Origin of the sequence: Sabulicella glaciei (genome assembly GCF_026183895.1) — a bacterium.
Lineage (GTDB): Bacteria > Pseudomonadota > Alphaproteobacteria > Acetobacterales > Acetobacteraceae > Roseococcus > Roseococcus glaciei.
Genome location: NZ_JAPFQI010000001.1, coordinates 219,792 through 235,585 on the forward strand (window position 1 = coordinate 219,792; position 15,794 = coordinate 235,585).

15 protein-coding genes are annotated in these 15,794 nt (G+C 71.4%); 7 read left to right on the top strand and 8 right to left on the bottom strand.

All coding sequences use genetic code 11. The features are described 5' to 3' along the window. Positions 1 to 19: 19 nt before the first annotated feature. Genes OF850_RS00970 through OF850_RS00980 form a run of 3 tightly spaced genes read right to left on the bottom strand, consistent with a single transcriptional unit; the run spans position 20 to position 3,535 of the window. The gene (locus tag OF850_RS00970) at positions 20 to 1,567 is read right to left on the bottom strand and encodes a class I adenylate-forming enzyme family protein (RefSeq protein ID WP_301587792.1); all 1,548 of its coding nucleotides are present in this window, start codon (positions 1,565 to 1,567) and stop codon (positions 20 to 22) included. 7 nt (positions 1,568 to 1,574) lie between these two features. Beyond that, a complete protein-coding gene (locus OF850_RS00975; RefSeq protein WP_301587793.1) occupies positions 1,575 to 2,555 on the bottom strand; it encodes a Bug family tripartite tricarboxylate transporter substrate binding protein in 981 nt (326 codons plus the stop codon). Further along, a complete protein-coding gene (locus OF850_RS00980) occupies positions 2,552 to 3,535 on the bottom strand; it encodes a Bug family tripartite tricarboxylate transporter substrate binding protein (RefSeq protein ID WP_301587794.1) in 984 nt (327 codons plus the stop codon). Before OF850_RS00980 ends, OF850_RS00975 begins: the two co-directional genes overlap by 4 nt. 248 nt (positions 3,536 to 3,783) lie before the next feature. On the opposite strand from OF850_RS00980, the gene OF850_RS00985 reads away from it, so the two are divergent. Genes OF850_RS00985 through OF850_RS01005 form a run of 5 tightly spaced genes read left to right on the top strand, consistent with a single transcriptional unit; the run spans position 3,784 to position 7,859 of the window. Continuing rightward, complete coding sequence (locus OF850_RS00985) at positions 3,784 to 4,584, top strand: IclR family transcriptional regulator (RefSeq protein WP_301587795.1); 801 nt, start codon at positions 3,784 to 3,786, stop codon at positions 4,582 to 4,584. Next, positions 4,581 to 5,717 carry a thiolase family protein gene (locus tag OF850_RS00990; RefSeq protein WP_301587796.1) on the top strand — a complete coding sequence of 379 codons (1,137 nt, stop codon included), beginning with the start codon at positions 4,581 to 4,583 and terminating at the stop codon, positions 5,715 to 5,717. The genes OF850_RS00985 and OF850_RS00990 overlap by 4 nt, the downstream gene beginning before the upstream one ends. Continuing rightward, positions 5,714 to 6,040 carry a Zn-ribbon domain-containing OB-fold protein gene (locus tag OF850_RS00995; protein WP_301587797.1) on the top strand — a complete coding sequence of 109 codons (327 nt, stop codon included), beginning with the start codon at positions 5,714 to 5,716 and terminating at the stop codon, positions 6,038 to 6,040. Before OF850_RS00990 ends, OF850_RS00995 begins: the two co-directional genes overlap by 4 nt. Before the next feature lie 26 nt (positions 6,041 to 6,066). Next, a complete protein-coding gene (locus OF850_RS01000) occupies positions 6,067 to 7,326 on the top strand; it encodes a thiolase C-terminal domain-containing protein (RefSeq protein WP_301587798.1) in 1,260 nt (419 codons plus the stop codon). A gap of 11 nt (positions 7,327 to 7,337) precedes the next feature. Beyond that, positions 7,338 to 7,859, top strand: coding sequence for a Zn-ribbon domain-containing OB-fold protein (locus tag OF850_RS01005; protein ID WP_301587799.1), 522 nt, complete (start codon positions 7,338 to 7,340; stop codon positions 7,857 to 7,859). Between the two features lie 153 nt (positions 7,860 to 8,012). Here the strand turns inward: OF850_RS01005 and OF850_RS01010 are convergent, their stop codons facing one another. The 4 genes from OF850_RS01010 to OF850_RS01025 form a co-directional block, all read right to left on the bottom strand. Then, complete coding sequence (locus tag OF850_RS01010; protein WP_301587800.1) at positions 8,013 to 8,138, bottom strand: hypothetical protein; 126 nt, start codon at positions 8,136 to 8,138, stop codon at positions 8,013 to 8,015. Between the two features lie 721 nt (positions 8,139 to 8,859). Next, complete coding sequence (locus OF850_RS01015; RefSeq protein ID WP_301587801.1) at positions 8,860 to 9,936, bottom strand: amidohydrolase family protein; 1,077 nt, start codon at positions 9,934 to 9,936, stop codon at positions 8,860 to 8,862. A 68-nt stretch (positions 9,937 to 10,004) separates the two neighbouring features. Further along, positions 10,005 to 10,541, bottom strand: coding sequence for a rhodanese family protein (locus tag OF850_RS01020; RefSeq protein WP_301587802.1), 537 nt, complete (start codon positions 10,539 to 10,541; stop codon positions 10,005 to 10,007). Positions 10,542 to 10,564: 23 nt separating this feature from the next. Further along, positions 10,565 to 10,885: an ArsR/SmtB family transcription factor gene (locus OF850_RS01025; protein WP_301587803.1), complete on the bottom strand. Its 321-nt coding sequence runs from the start codon at positions 10,883 to 10,885 to the stop codon at positions 10,565 to 10,567. A gap of 188 nt (positions 10,886 to 11,073) precedes the next feature. Between OF850_RS01025 and OF850_RS01030 the strand changes: the two genes are divergently transcribed. Both OF850_RS01030 and OF850_RS01035 read left to right on the top strand, forming a co-directional pair. Further along, on the top strand, positions 11,074 to 12,501 hold the full coding sequence (locus tag OF850_RS01030) for a YcjX family protein (protein WP_301587804.1): 1,428 nt from the start codon (positions 11,074 to 11,076) through the stop codon (positions 12,499 to 12,501). Continuing rightward, positions 12,494 to 13,498, top strand: a complete 1,005-nt coding sequence (locus OF850_RS01035; protein WP_301587805.1) for a DUF697 domain-containing protein — start codon at positions 12,494 to 12,496, stop codon at positions 13,496 to 13,498. The genes OF850_RS01030 and OF850_RS01035 overlap by 8 nt, the downstream gene beginning before the upstream one ends. A gap of 3 nt (positions 13,499 to 13,501) precedes the next feature. On the opposite strand, the gene OF850_RS01040 is transcribed toward OF850_RS01035, so the two are convergent. Further along, positions 13,502 to 15,781 carry a penicillin acylase family protein gene (locus tag OF850_RS01040; RefSeq protein WP_301587806.1) on the bottom strand — a complete coding sequence of 760 codons (2,280 nt, stop codon included), beginning with the start codon at positions 15,779 to 15,781 and terminating at the stop codon, positions 13,502 to 13,504. Between the last annotated feature and the right edge of the window lie 13 nt (positions 15,782 to 15,794).

Consider the following 15,794-nt stretch of genomic DNA (forward strand, 5'->3'; position numbering starts at 1 on the left):
CCTTCATCCCGGGGCGACGTCAGCCGCCGTTCTTGTCCTTCAATGTTTCTTCCAATTTGTGTCGCATGATCTTTCCTGTGGTGGAGCGTGGGAGGTCGCTTTCGGTGACGAAGCGGATCTCGCGCGGCAGCTTGTAGGAGGCGATGCGGGCGCGGCAGGCGGCGAGGAGGTCGTCGGCCGAAAGCCCGGGCGCGCGGGGCAGCACGAAGGCGACGGGCACCTCGCCCCAGCGGGGGTCCTTGCGTCGCACCACGGCGGCGTCGGCCACCTGGGGGTGGGCGAGCAGGACGCGCTCGATCTCGGCGGGGTAGATGTTCTCGCCGCCCGACTTGATCAGGTACTTGCGGCGGTCGACGTAGTCGAAGGTGCCGTCGGGGTTGCGGCGCAGCACGTCGCCCATGTGGTACCAACCGCCGCGGAAGGCCTCCTGGTTGGCGGTCTCGTTGCGCCAGTAGCCGGAGAACAGGGAAGGGCCGCGAAAGGCGACCTCGCCGGGGGTGCCGTCGGGAACCTCATGGCCGTGCTCGTCGAGCAGGCGGATCTGGCACAGCGAGCTTTGGGTCTTGCCGAAGGAGGCGGGGGCGACGCCGATGGGGATGCGCCCTGCCGAGGCGGGGGCCATGCCGGTCTCGGTGGAGCCGAAGGTGTTGCGGAAGGGCGCGCCGAGCAGCGCCGTGATCTCGGCAATCTCCCCAGGCGGAACCAAGTCGGGCATGGCGCCGATGACCGAGATCCCCTTGGGGCGGAGCTGCATGGCGCGCGCCTCGGCGATCACCTGCGCGGTCGTGCCCGGCATCAGGGACAGCCAGCCCAGCTCCTCGCGCGCCGCGATCTCGAGCAGACGCGCTGCCTGGAAGCCGTTCTGCAGGATGACCTTGGCGCCCTGCGTCACGGCGGTGATCGCGTTGTCGAGCCCGGCCATGTGGAAGAGCGGCGACCAGCAGACGAAGCTTCGGCCTGGAAAGAAATTGCCGTCGAGCCGCGCGATGACGCCGCGCGCGATCATGGCACGGTGCGAGACCAAGGCACCCTTCGGCATGCCGGTCGTGCCGGAGGTGTAGAGGATGACGAGCCCGTCCTCCGGCTCGGCCGGGGAGGCGGGGTCGCGCGGCACCTGCGCGCACAGGGCGGCCTCGTATTCCTCGCCGAGAAGCAGGGTGGGACCGCCAAGCCCGGTCGCGGCAAGCCGCGACGCGAAGCCCGGCGAGACGATGGTCAGTCGCGGCTCGGCGAGGGTGAGGCAGTGCGTCAGCTCCTCCCCCGACTGGCGCCAGTTCTGGCAGGCGAGGATGGCGCCGAGTTCCGCGCAGGCCAGCAGCGCCTCGATGAACTCGGTCCGGTTCTCCGAAAGGATGGCGAGGCGGTCGCCGCGGCCGACCCCGCGCGCCGAGAGGACGCCGCAGAGCCGGTCCACGCGGTCCTTCAGCGCGGCGCAAGTGAGGAGGCGCCCATCCTCCTCCAGCGCCACGGCATGGCCCTCGCGGCGCACCCGCTCATGAAACAGCCCCGCGATCGTGATCGACGCGGCCGCACACGCGGTCGCGGGGTCGATGCCGGTTCCCGTCACGCCGCGATCACTCCGCCCTGATGTTCGCCGCCCGGATCAGCGTGCTCCAGCGCTCCGTCTCGGAAGCGAGATAGGCCCGCAGCGCACCGCCATCCCCAGGCCGCATCACGACGCCGCTTTCCTCCGCGCGGCGGACGATCTCGGGGTCGCGCGTCGCGGCGTCCAAGGCGGCGCCGAGGCGGGCCAGCACGGGCTCGGGCGTCCCGGGCGGCGCGAAGAGACCCTGCCAGAAAGTGCCGTGGACGCCCGGCAGGGTTTCCGGCGCCGCGGGGACATCGGGCAGGGTTCGCATGCGCTCGCGCGAAGAGACGGCCAGCGCGCGTGCCGTCCCGTCCCCGACCAGCGGCATGGCATCGGGAGGCGTGGCCCAGGTGGCGGCGATGCGGCCGCCGCGCAGGTCGGTCAGCGCGGCCGCGGCGCCGCGATAGGGGATGTGTTCCAGCTGGATCCCGGCCTCGCGCGCCAGCATCGCGATCAGCAGGTGGTTGGTCGCGCCGGTGCCGGAGCTGCCCATCTCGATCCGGCCGGGATGGGCGCGGGCATGGGCGACGAAGTCCGCAAGGTCGCGGATGGGCAGGTCGGCGCGAACGATCAGCAGGAAGGGACTCTCATAGGCCATGCCCACCGGCGCCAGATCCTGCCGCGGGTCGCGCGGCGGCAGGCTGGGCTGCAGCGCCGGGTTGATGGCGAGGCTCGCAGTCCCCATCAGCAGCGTGTAGCCATCCGCCCGCGCCTGGGCGACATGGGCGGAGGCGATGGAGGTTGCGGCGCCAGGCCGGTTCTCCACCACGAGGTTCTGGCCCAGCTCGCGCCCCATGCGCCCAGCGATGATGCGCGTCATCGTGTCGGTCAGCCCGGCAGGCGTGAAGCCGATGACGACCGTGACGGGACGGCTGGGATAATCCCCCTGCGCGAAGGCGGTGCGGGCGAAGGGCAGGGCGAGCCCGGCGGCGAAGGCGTGGCGGCGGCGCATGGCGAAGGGGCTCATTCCGCGCGGATTCCGGCGCTGCGGATCAGCCCGCCCCAGCGCTCCGTGTCCTCCGCCAGCAGGCGTTGCAAGTAATCGGCGTCGCCGGAAACCAAGGTGACGCCGCGTCGCTCCATCGCCTCGCGAAGTTCCGCGTCGTCCGTCGCGGCGCGCAGCGCGGCGGCCAGCTTCGCGGTGACCGGCTCCGGCGTGCCGATCGGTGCGAAAAGGCCTTGCCAGAACACCGCCTCGTACCCCGGCAGGAGCTCGGCCACCGCCGGCAGTTCCGGCCAGCCCCGGAGCCTGTCGCGCGAGGACACGGCCAGGGCGCGCGTCTTCCCTGCGGCGACGGAGGGCGCGGCCGCGACGGGCGACTGGAAGATGGCCTGCACGCGCCCGGCCTGGAGGTCCAGCGTCGCCGGCGGGTCGCCCCGATAGGGCACATGGACCATGTCCAGCCCCGTCTGCTGGCACAGCAGCGCGAAGGCGAGGTGGTTCACCGCGCCATTGCCGCCACTGCCGTAGTTCAGCCGGCCAGGACGCTCCTTCGCAAAGGCGAGGAACTCCGGAAGGCTCCGCACCGGCAGGTCGGCGTGGACGTGCAGCACGAAGGAGGTCCGGTAGGCCATGCCGACCGGAAGCAACTCGCGGCGCGGGTCCTGGGGCGGGGTGCCGGGCTGCAATGCCGGATTGATGGCGAGGCTCGCCGTCCCCATCAGCAGCTGGTAGCCGTCCGGGCGCGCCTGGACCGCCTGCTGCGCGGCGATCGCCGTGGCGGCGCCCGGCTTGTTCTCCACCACCACGGGCTGGCCGAGGCTGCGTGCCATGTGCTCCGCCAGGGCACGGGTCGTGATGTCCGTGTGGCCACCGGGCGGGTAGCCGGTGACGAGCACCACGGGGCGGTTGGGGTAGCTTTCCTGGGCCATGGCGGGGCCCAGCGCGGCAAGCGTGGCCCCGGCGCCGAGCAGGGTGCGCCGCCCGATCTGAAGTCCCTCGACCACCCGTTCCTCCCTCCTCGAAGCGCCGGGCGCTCGCCCGGTCGGATTTTCTGCCCAGCGGAACACGAAGGGGTGCTTGGCGCCGGATGCTTGAAGATGCGCCAGAAGCCGAGCATAAACAACGATGAAGGCGTGGGGATTGTTCCTTGGGGCATAACTTCGGGCGAATTCTTGAGGATGAAAAGCATGCTCTCGTGCCGGGCGGGCCGCGACGGGGCATGCTCCCTCCCGATCAGCCGCCTGGACCCGAGATGACCGCATCGTCCCCGCCCGTGACCAATGCCGTGCAGAAGGTCTGCGCGGTGCTGCGTGCCCTTTCCGGACCCGCCCCCATGCGCCTGACGGCCATCGCGGAGGCGGCGCGGCTGAACAAGGTGACGGCGCTGCGGATCCTCGAGACGCTGACAGCGGAAGGCTTCGTGCAGCGCGTGCCCGGCACGAAGACCTATGCGCTGGGGCGTGAGGCGCTGGTGATGGCCGCGGCGCGGCGCGCCGTGCCCAACCTCGCCGCGCTGGCGGCGCCGGGGCTGCTGCGCCTCGCTGCTGCCTCGGGCGACACGGCGCTGCTCTCAGTGCGGAGCGGGACGGAGGCCGCCTACATCGCGCGGGAAGTCGGCGATTTCCCGATGCAGCCGAACATCCTGCAGGTGGGCACTCGGCGTCCGCTTGGCGTCGGCGCGAGCAGCCTCGGCCTGCTCGCCTGGCTTCCGGAGGCGGAGGCCGAAGCACTGCTGGAGCAGGTGACGCCGCGGCTGGAAGCGATGTCGCGCCTGCCGCTGGACGCAATCCGGGCGGAGATGGCGGCGGCGCGCAAGCGCGGCTACCTCGTCCTGCTCGGTAACACTTATGAGGGGATGGGCGGGGTCAGCGTGCCGGTGCGGGGCCCGTTGGGCGACGTGGTGGGCGCCTTCAGCCTGGCCGGCACCATCGACCGCATGCGCGAACGCGAAGCGAAACTCGCCACCATGCTGCAGCGGGAGGCGGCGGCGCTCTCGGCGCTGCTGGCCGAAGGGAATGCCGTGCCGCCCGCGCGGAAGGCGCGGCGCGCATGAGCTGGATCGCGGGAGTCGGGCTGACCCCCTTCGGACGGCTGCCCGGCCGCACCACGCTGGACCTGATGTCGGAAGCGGCATCGCTTGCCCTAGCCGATGCGGAGTTGGAGCGGCGCGAAGTGGAAGGGGTGTTGTGCGGCTATTCCACCACCCTGCCACACATCATGCTGGCCACGGTCTTCGCCGAGCATTTCGGGGTCCAGCCACGCTATTGCCACGCGGTCCAGGTCGGCGGGGCCACGGGCTTCGCGATGGCGATGGTGGCGCATGCGCTGGTGGAATCCGGCGTGGTCCGGAACGTGCTGGTCGTGGCGGGCGAGAACCGGCTCAGCGGGCAGACGCGGGACGAGGCGGTGCGGAGCCTCGCCCAGGTGGGGCATCCGGAATACGAGGTGCCCTTCGGCCCGACCATTCCCGCCTATTACGGGCTCGTCGCTTCCCGCTACATGCACGAGTACGGGGTACGGCAGGAGGATCTCGCGGAGCTTGCGGTTCTGATGCGCCGCCACGCCGGGGACACGCCCGGCGCCCAACTCACCGAAGCGGTGACGGTGGAGGAGGTGATGGCCTCCCGCCCCATCGCCGCGCCACTGAAGTTCCTCGATTGCTGTCCGGTCTCGGATGGCGGCGCGGCCTTCGTGGTGACGCGCGAACGGCCGGGGGATGATGGCGTGCGGATCCGCGGCTGCGGCCAGGCGCACACGCACCAGCATGTCAGCGAGGCGCCGAGCCTCGTGCGGTTCGGCGCGGCCGAGGCGGTGGCGCGGGCGAGCGAGGCGTCCGGAATGGCGGTGTCCGACGCGCGCTATGCGGCGGTGTATGACAGCTTCACCATCACCCTCGCGATCCTGCTTGAGGAGATCGGGCTGGCGCCGCGCGGCGGGGCAGGGGCCCTGGCGCGGGACGGGCATTTCGGGCGGGGTGGCGCGATGCCGCTGAACACCCATGGCGGCCTGCTCAGCTACGGGCATTGCGGCGTGGGCGGCGCCATCGCGCATCTCGCGGAAGCGCAAATCCAGATGATGGGGCGCGCCGGGCCGCGGCAGGTGCGTGGCGTCCCGGCCGCGCTCCTGCACGGGGATGGGGGCGTGCTGTCGTCCCATGTCAGCCTGTTCCTGGAGCGGGCGCGATGACGGCGATTGCCTTCCAGCGCTGCGGCGGATGCGGCGCAACCTGGTATTTCGCCCGCGGCTTTTGTCCGCGTTGCGGCAGTGCCGAGCCCGAACGGCGCGAAGCGACGGGGCGCGGGACCGTGCACGCCGTGACGGTGGTTTCGCGCGCCCCGACCGAGGCGCTGCGACGACACGCGCCCTACACGCTGCTGCTGGTGGACATGGCGGAGGGCTTCCGCCTGATGGCCCATGGCGAGCCGGGCCTCGCGATCCGCGACGCGGTGCGGGCCGAGTTCCACGAATTCGACGGCGCCACCCTGCCGCGCTTCCGGCGCGCGGAATGACGCCCTCGGAGAGGAAGGGGGAACGCATGCCGCTCTCGGCGGAAACCGACACCACCACGCCGCGCCACCTGCGCGACAAATACGCCATCGTCGGCGTGGGGGAGACGAAATATTCGCGCGGCTCCGGCCTGACCACGCGGGCGCTCGCGACCTGGGCCATCCGCAACGCGATGGAGGATGCGGGGCTGAGGCCCGGCGACGTGGATGGGCTGCTTTCCTACCAGTACGGCAGCGACTCCACGCCCTCCACCTTTGTCGCCGGCGATCTGGGCATCCGGCCCAACTTCTTCATGGATGTGCATGGCGGCGGTTCGACCACCGAGGCGCTGATCGGCATGGCGATGGGGGTGATCGAGGCGGGGATGTGCCGCACCGTCGCGATCTACCGCGCCTTCAACGGCTATTCCCAGGTCCGGATCGGCGGCACGGGCGTCCGCGCGGCGATCCCCGTGGTGGGCGATGCCCTGCACGGGCGGCCCTACGGATGGGAGAGCCCGGGGCAGTGGTTCGCCCCCTCCTTCATGCGCCACATGCACGATTACGGCACCACGCCGGAGCAGGTGGCGATGGTGAAGGTGATCCACAGCGAACACGCCTCGAACAATCCAAAGGCGCTCTACCCCAAGCGGGTGACGGTGGAGGACGTGCTTTCCAGCCGGATGATCTGCACGCCGCTGCACCTGCTGGATTGCTGCGTGGAAACCGACAGCGGCACCTGCATCATCGTCACGCGGGCGGATCGGGCGCGGGACTGCCGGCACGTCCCGGCGCTGATCCGCGCGACGGTGGGGCGCTGCTGCAAGCCGCGCATCGACATGCACTACCAGGCGGGACCGATCTCCACCGTCGCGGCCAAGTATGCACGGGAAATCCTCTGGCCCAATGCGGACGTGGGTCCGGAGGAGATCGACGTCACCGGCTCCTACGACGCCTTCACTTTCACCACGCTGATGCAGCTGGAGGATTACGGCTTCTGCGCCAAGGGCGAGGGGGGCGCCTATGTCAGCGACGGCACCATGCGCCTGAGTGGCAAGCGGCCCAACAACACGAGCGGCGGCCATCTCTGCGAGGGATACACGCATGGCATCAACATGGTGATCGAGAATGTCCGCCAGCTTCGGCACGACGCCGACGATTCCTGTCCGGTCGGAGCGGATGGCAAGCGGATCCACACCCATGACTATCGCGAGGGCGGCTGCCGGCAGGTACGCGACGTGGAACTGACGGCCAACCTGGGCTGGGCCAATCCCGGCACCGGCTCGGCCCTGGTGATGCGGCGCGGCTGAAGGAAAAGGCCATGACGATCCAAGCCGAGTATCTAGGCATGCCGCTGCGCCTGGACGACCAGGACCACGAGAACCGCGCCTATTTCGGCTTATGCGCGCGGCACTCCTTTCATCTCCAGCGCTGCGATGCCTGCGGGCTGGTGCGCTATCCGCCCGGCACCGCTTGCCCCTGGTGCGGCGATCCGCGCGCGGAGTGGGTGCCGGTGGCGGGGCGCGGCACGGTGCATTCCTACACCGAGGTGCATCACGCCATCCATCCGGGCTTCCGGGAAGCCGCGCCCTACCTGGTGTTGCTGGTGGAGCTGGACACCCAGCGCAGTCAGCCCACCGAGCATGAGGCGATCCGCGTGCTCGGGAACCTCGTGACCCCGGACGGGGTGCTGGCGCCGCCCGAGATGGTGCGTAAGGTCGGGATCGGCTCGCGGGTGCGCATGGTGTTCACCGACGTGGCGCAGGACATCGCCCTGCCGCAATGGGCGCTGGATGAGGAGGCGCCGCAGCCTGACCGGCCCTGGCGGTATCCATCCGGGTAAGGGCCGCGCCCATCGGAGTTGGCATGGCCTGCAGCAGCGTCACGGCCGCCGCACGGGCAATGCCGTTCCGCCCCCGCGACGTGCCTCGACCAGCGCCACAGAGACGCGATCGGTGGCGCTAAGGCGGTTGGAGGCCTGCATCACTTTCCAGAGCTAGGTCCTCGCAGCAAGGCCGGGCGGGCCCTGGGTGATGCGGATCTGTTCGGCCTCGTTCGCCAGTTGAGCCTGGACGAGGCTGCCGATGGCGCCGGCATCGACGGGGAGAAGACGGCGCATCATCTTGCGTCCCCGCACCGGCGCGCCAGGAACTCCGCGCGGGAGGGCGCTAACGCCGGGCGGCGCTTCCTCGCCCGCCGCGTGGAGGAGGGTCGCGGCGCGCGGTTGATGGGAGGCCCTTCCCCACCTCCCGTATCCGATGCAGCGTCGCGCCCTCCCCCGCCATGGCTGCCTTGGAGCGGCGGCTTATCGGAGGTCGGCCCCTCGGGCTCCGCGACGTCCGCGTCGCGCTTCCAGCCCTCGGTCCCGAACGTCAGCCGCGCGCTGGCGACGCCATTCCTGTTGCTGTCGAGTTCCGAAACCGACTGGGACTTCGACACCCAGCGGCGGTCCGCGTCGAAGGTCGGGATGCCTGCACCTTCCAGCAGGCGCGCCCACGATGGCGGAAATGGCCGTGGGTGCCTGCGCGATGACGCGCCGTCCGACGAACGCCCGACCGTGTCGATCCTAAGATAGCTGCCAGCCACCAACGAATCGCCCCCCCGTGCGGCCCGCTCCACACAGCAAGCACCGCATATTCTAGACGAGGCAGAACCCGGCTGATCGCACCCGCAGTTGGAGGGTATGGTCCGCCTCGGCCGAAGTCGAGGGGAAAATGCGACGGCATGAATGCTTGGCGCGCCTCCATGCATCATAGCGACGACGCGGGCCCCGAGCGCGCAGCACCCGCGCCGGTTGCACGAGGGTGGCGTGCTGGAATCCTGGCGCCGGCCGGTGCCTCCGACTAAGCGGCCAGGCCTTCGCAACCCGGCGCGTCTTGCAGACGGTAGACCCGTGTCGCCGTGCCGGAGAACAGCGCGGTGCGCTCCGCCTCGGAGGTGCCGGCGGCAAGACGCTTGAAGGCGTTCCACAGCACGCCATAGCCGCACATCCCCTTGTCCACGGGAAAGTTGCTTTCGAACATGCAGCGCCGCGCGCCGAAGGCCTCGATCAGCGTGTGGATCACGGGGCGCCATGCCTCCGCCAGCGTGGCCGAGCGCGGCGGCAGGTCATGAAGATGGAAGTCGTGGCCACCCACCTCCATGGCGAGGCCGCCCAGCTTCATCACCGTGTTGGGCAGCGCGGCAAGCGCCAGCACCTCGCGCCGCCACTCCTCGAAGCCTTCGGCGCGGCGCCCGGCGAAGGGGCCGACGCCGAGCGGGCCGCCGCAATGATTCACCACCACGGTCAGTTCCGGCACGGCGCGCGCGACGGCGAGGACGTGTGGCAGCTGCGTCTGGTAGGCCCAGATGTCGAGCACGAGGCGCTGGGCCGCGAGACGCCGGGCGCCCTCGACGAAGCGCGGGTTCTCCAGCGGCCCCGGTGGCGGCGAAAGGAGGTTGGAGCGAACCTCCGGCGAGGGGTGCCAGGCGGTGCGGTTGCGCACGCCGCGGAAGCGCGCCCCAGCTGCCGCAAGATGCGCCTCCAGCAGCGGCGTGACGCGATCGCCGAGGGTAAGGTCCACAAAGCCGACGATGCCGGCGCAGGCCCGCAGGGAACCGTAGGTGCCGCTGGCGCTGGCTGCCGCGACCCCGTTCACGAACTCCGTCTCCCCGAGGGAGCGTTCGTCCTCCGGGCCGGAGGCGCGGTACATGGCGCCGCACTGCACGAAGACGGTCGCGCGCAAATCATGACCCGAGGCCGTGTCGCGCAACAGGTCGTCGAGCAGGTAGCGCTCGCCCTCGCGGTCCCAAAGGTGATGATGCGGGTCCACGATCGGAAGAGCTGGATCGAGCGCCTCCTCCTGCACCTGGGCGAGCCATTCCTCGCGCACCGCGATCTGGCGCGACGGGGTGAAGGGCGGTGTCGGGGCGGGCGTCATGGGGCGAGGATTCCGCCGGCGCGGGCCGGGTGCAAGCCACTGGCCCACGCCCCCCACGGAGGCGCCGCTCAGGCGGGCGCGCGCGTGCCCGAACGGTTCCAGGGCATCAGGCGCAGGATGCGGGCCAGGCCGCACGTGCCCGTGACGCCCGCAACGATAAGCCCAGCACCGACGAAGCCCGCCAGCAGCAAGAAGCCCGGCGCGACCAGGACGCCAAGCAACAGGCCCAGCACCACCAGCGAGCCGGCCGCGATCTGCACCTGCCGAATCAGCTCGATCGGCTGCCCGCGGTCCTGGATCATCGGCAGTCCCGCGCGTCTCCATGCCTCGAGTCCGCCCTGGATGGCGAAGGCCTGATGCGTTCCGGCCATGGCGGAAAGCCGGCTGGAGCTGCCGGTCGTGCGCGCGCCGGAGCGGCAATGAAACAGGATGGTCGTATCGTCCTCCGCCTCGAGCGTCGTCTCGTCCAGGCTCGAGAGGGGCAGGCAGGTGGCGCCGGGAATGCGTTCGCGCGCGTGCTCGTCCGCCTCGCGCACATCCACGAGCATGGCCTTGCCCTCGCGCAGTAGCTTCGCGGCGTCCCGGGGCGAGATGAGCTTCAGCATGGTTGCGTCCTTTCCGATGGGCATCAGGCGGGAGGGCAGTAGATGTCGCGCAGAAGGGCGAGGATGCGGCCGGCGCTGGGGTCGGCGAGGCGGTAGAACACCGCCTGCGCCTCCTTCCGCGTCGCCACGAGGCCGTCCTCGCGGAGCCGGGCGAGGTGTTGGGAAAGGGCTGGTTGAGACAGGTCGACAGCTTCCGCCATCGCGCCAACGCCCATCTCGCCCTCGGCCATGAGGTGGCACAGCAGGAGGAGACGCTTCTCGTTGGACAGGAGCCGCAGCAGCCGTGCCGCTTCCGCGGCCTTCTTCTGCAGGATCTGAAGATCGTCCCCGAGGGCCGTGGCCACTCCGCTCTCCGCCAGAGGGTGCATAAGGAGAAACTAAATTAGAAATCCCTTATGGAGCCGTCAATCGGTTCTTGCTGGCGTGCCGCTCTTGAATTCGCGGCTGCTTCCACATCGCCGTGAGGCACGCGGCAAAGGTCCGTGAGCACCGGCGTTGCCGGAGGGGCAGCGCGCGCCTACGCTTCCTCCGGATGGCGAAAGACATCCGCATCTGCGTCACCGGGCTTTCCCGCGCGGGAAAGACGGCCTTCATCACGGCGCTGGTGGATGCGCTGTTTCAAGCCGTCCATCGACCGCAAGGCTTCGCGGCGTGGCGCGCGGCGGCGGAGGGGCGGCTGCACAGCGCGCGGCTCGTTCCGCCTTCCGGTGCGCTCGGTGCGATGGAGCAGTTTCCTTATCACGAGAATGCGGAGCGGCTGCGCGAGGACCCGCCCCGCTGGCCAGAGGCGACGGAGAAGCCGCGCGCCGTGACGGTGCAGCTGACCGTGGTGGCCGCGCGCTCCTGGGCCGCGCGGCAGGCGGCGCGGGTGATGGGGCAGGGAGCACGGACATCGCTTTCCTCCGTCCACGTCACCGTCCTCGACTACCCGGGAGAATGGGTGCTGGACGTGCCGCTGCTGCGCATGTCCTTCGAGCAGTGGTCGGCCGCGACCCTCGCCGCCATGGAGACGGAGCCGCGCCGCTCCGTGGCGCAGGGCTTCCTGCAGGCGCTGGACCGCGTGGACCCGGCCGCACCCTATGACGATGCGCGCGCCATCGCGGCGCACGAGGCCTATGTCGTCTTCCTGGAAACCTGCCGCTCACAGCATCGCCTGTCGCTGCTGCAACCGGGCCTGTTCCTGCGGCCCGAGCAGGTGGGCGGGCGCGCCGGCCTGCTGCGGCAGGAGGCGTTCCGGTTCTTTCCGCTGCGCGCGTCCAGGCACCCTGCGCGGAAGGGGTCCTTCGGGCAAGTGCTCGCGCAGCGCTTCGAGGCCTTCAAGCGCAACTCTGTACAGGCTTTCTTTTCCAGCCTGCGCGGCCCGGCGGGAACGCGGCAGGTGGTGCTGTTCGACCTGCTCTCTGCCCTGTCGGACGGAGAGCATGCCTACACCGACGCCCGCGCCGCACTGGCACAGATCGCGGAGGTGCTGACGCCGGGGCGGGGCTGGTGGGAATGGCTGCTCGGGCGGCCGGCGCAGAAGGTGCTCTACGCTGTCACCAAGGCGGATCACGTCCACTCCTCCTTCTGGCCCAACCTCGAGACCCATCTCGGCGACCTGCTGCGTGAGTTGCAGGCGGCGCAGGCCAGCGGGGTGGCGAGCTTCGAGGCGCGGATGCTGCCGCTGGCCTCGGTCGCCTGCACGCGGGACGCGGTGGACCCGAATGGGCGCGAGGCGGTCCGCGGCAACATCCGCGACCGGGAGACCGGGGAGGTGCGGCGCGACCAGGTCCTAGCCTATCCCGCACCGCCGCCACGCCGTCCGACGCGTCAACAATGGGAGGCACTGCGTCGCGCGGGGGTGACGGGGTTCCGCTTTCCCGAGTTCGTGCTGGATCCCCGCATGCTGGAGGACCGGCACGACCTGCCCCACATCCACCTGGACGAGGCGATCGAGTTCCTGCTCGGTGACCATGTCTGACCACCGCGACCCGCCACTCTTCCGGCCGAGCCTGACAACCGGCGCCCCGTCGCCGGAGCCGCCCGCGGGCGTCACCGACCCGCGCGTCTTCGCACCGGAGATCAGCCAGGGCGCGGCCGAGGTGCCGCCGCGCATGGAGGACGCGCAGCCGCCGCCGGGCGCCCCGCAGCCGCCGCGAAGCCGCGCCGGGCGGGTGCTGGCAATCGGCCTCTCCGGCCTCCTGCTCGTGTGGCTGGTGGACTGGCTCTGGGCGCTGTCGGCGCAGATCCCGGTGCTGGGCGCGGTGGGATGGGCGGCCTTCGCCGTCTTCGTGCTGGGCGCGGGCGGCCTCGCCTGGCGCGAATGGCGTGCGCTGCAACTCCTCGACGGGGCGGAGGCGCTGCGCCGGCGCATCGCGGCCGCCGCGACCGCGGAGGCGGCGACGCATCTGCTGGCGCCGCTGGGGCGCGACCTCCTGTCGCGCGGTGTCGCGGCGCCGCGCCTGCTGGAAGGTTGGAACCGCGCCATCCCCGGCGCCCGCACCGCGCCCGAGGTGGTGCGCGCCTTCGAGGCCGGCCCGCTCTCCGCCGCCGATGCGCGGGCCGAGGCGGCGGTCCGGCGCGCCGCCGTCACGGCGGGCGGCTTCGTCGCGCTCAGCGGCAATCCGGTCGCGGACATGATCGGCTTCGCGCTGCGCACGATCATGCTGATGCGCGAGGTGATGGTGATCTATGGGCTTCGCCCGGGCCGCGTAGCGGAGTTGCGGCTGCTGCGGCGCCTGCTGGTGGAGGGCGCGGTGGTGGGCGCCGCCGACCTCGCCGGGGATGCGGTGGCGAGCGCGGCGGGGCAGGTGACGGGGATGGTCGCCGGATCGGCGGCGCAGGGCGCGCTCGCCGCCTATCGCGTGGCGCGGATCGGCACGTTGGTCATGGCCGGGTGCCGGCCGGTGCCGTTCAGCCCGGGGAAGGCGCCCACGGTCGCGCGCATCCTGGCCCGGGGCGGCGCGCCTCCGAAATAGGGTTCACCCGGGACGCAGCTCCTGGCGCAGCGCGGCCTCACGCGGACGCATCGGCGCCATCTCGCAGCGGGACCAGATCGGGTTTTGGTCGGCGTAGTGCGGGCTGCCGGGATGGCCGCTGGCGCCGAGGAAGACGGACCAGCGGCTGTTCTCCCAGCCGCCCACGTCGAAGGCGTAGCGGGACAGCGCGCCATAGGCGGCACGCGGGCCGAGCGGTGCAACGAGGCCGTTGGCCTGAACCGTGTCGCCATCGCCGCCGATCGCATCGGCCGGCGGGTCGAGCAGGGCGGCGGCTTCGGGGAACAGGGCCGAAAGCGGGTGTACGAGGCGCGGGCGATGCACCTCGCCCCAGGCTGAGTCGGCTCGGGCAGCGGCCGCCTCCTCCAGCGCGGCGCGCAGCAGCGTGTTCCAGTTCGCGCCGCGCAACAGCGACGTGTCATCCGCGCGCAGCAGGGCGGGCATGGCCCACCAGAGCTGTACCAGCGGCGTCGTGCCGGGGGGCGGCGCCAGGAAAGGGTGGCCGGCCAGGGCGCCGAGGCCGCTCGCCTCCGCGAAGCGTCGCACCAGGGCGAGGCGCAGCGCGATGTAGCGCGCTGCCGCACGCGACCCGGCATCCATCCGCGCGTCCCAGGCCAAGATCTCGTCGCGCAGCGCGGCGGAGGCGGGCGGAAGCGCGTCGAGGGTGCGGAGCCGCGCCTGGATCTCGCGCGCGGGGAGGGAGGAGGTGTCGGCGTGAATGCGCGCCGCGCCGTCGACGCTGCGCAGCTCCGGATCGCTCAGCAACTCGGTGACGCGCTTCGCGCGATAGGGCGGGTGGCAGTCGGTGCAGAGATAGTCCGGATGGTCGTCGGGCACCGGGCGGTTGTTGGCCGTGGCGAGGAAGCCGGGCGCGGGGTCCAGCAGGCGCGGCATCTCCTCGAAGGGGATCCAGCCCTGCCATTCATGCGCGCCGGTCCAGCCGGGCACGGGCAGCCATCCATTCTCGCGCCCCCGCCGCGGCACGCGGGCGCGCAGCAGCCAGCCGGTGCGACCCGCCGTGTCGGCGGCGAGCAGGTTGTGGTCGATCAGCCCCCATCCGCGCGTCGCCTCGTAAAGGGATTCCACGCCCGTGGCGCGCAGCATGCGGGGCAGGCAGTCGAAGGACAGGTCGGTTTCGAAGAACTGCACACTCTTCAGCGCCAGCGCGGTGCCGGAAGCGGGCTCGCCGCAGATCACCGGGCCATGGCGCGTTTCCACCACCTCCACCTCGCGCGCCGCCTCGCCGCGGATCGCGATGCTCTCGGTGCGGCGGCGGACGGGTTCCCACTCCCCCTCGAACAGCGCGTGGCGCGCCCCCTTGTCGAAGCGCTCGACGTAGAGGTCGTGGATGTCGGCGAAGGTGTGGGTCACGCAATAGGCGACGCGGCCGTTCTCGGCGAAATGGGGGAAGCCGGGAACACCGGGAACGGTGAGGCCGACCAAGTCCCAGTCGGGGCAGGCCAGCCCGCCCTGGGCATACATGCTCGGCACCTCGAAGACGCGATGCGGGTCGCCGGCGAGGACCGGGCGGCCGGTGCCGGACATGGCGCCCGACACGACCCAGTTGTTGCTGCCGCCGCCCGTCGCGTCCGGCGCCGCTTCCTCCAGCAATGCCGCGACGGCGGGGGCGAGGTCGGAAAGCGCGGCGCGCCAGCGCGCGGTTTCGGCACCAGGTGGCGCGATCACGAGGTCGCCGCCGCCATCGTCGTAGCGCAGCTTGGTCACCTCCTCGCCCGCGAGCGGCAAGGCCGCGGCGCGCCACAGCTTGAACCAGACCGATCCCATCAGGAGGCCGAGGCGCCGCATCACAGCGATGCAATGCCACCCCTCCCAGGGTTCCGGCGTCGCATCGAGGAGGCGGTACTCCAGCGGCGGCGGGGCGCCGGAGGCGAGAAAGGCGTTCACTCCGGCCACGTAGGCGTCCAGCATGGCGCGGGCTTCCTCGCCCAGCGCGGCGGCGTCGCGGCGGTTGGCTGCTTCCATGCCGAGGCGGCGCGACAGCGCGTCCGAGGCGAAGGCGGGGGCGCCGAGCCATTCCGCAGCGCGGCCCAGGGCGCGGCGGCGATTCAGCTCCATCTGGAACAGCCGGTCCTGGGCGTGGACGAAGCCCTGCGCGAAGAAGGCGTCGCGCACGGTGGCGGCGCGGATATGCGGAACGCCAAAGGAGTCACGAATGACCGTGGCGGGGGCGGAAAGCCCGGCGACGGTCAAGGTGCCGTCCAGCTTTGGCACAGCGCGCGCCGCTTCTTCGCGCCAATCCGTCATTCCCTGTCCCTCG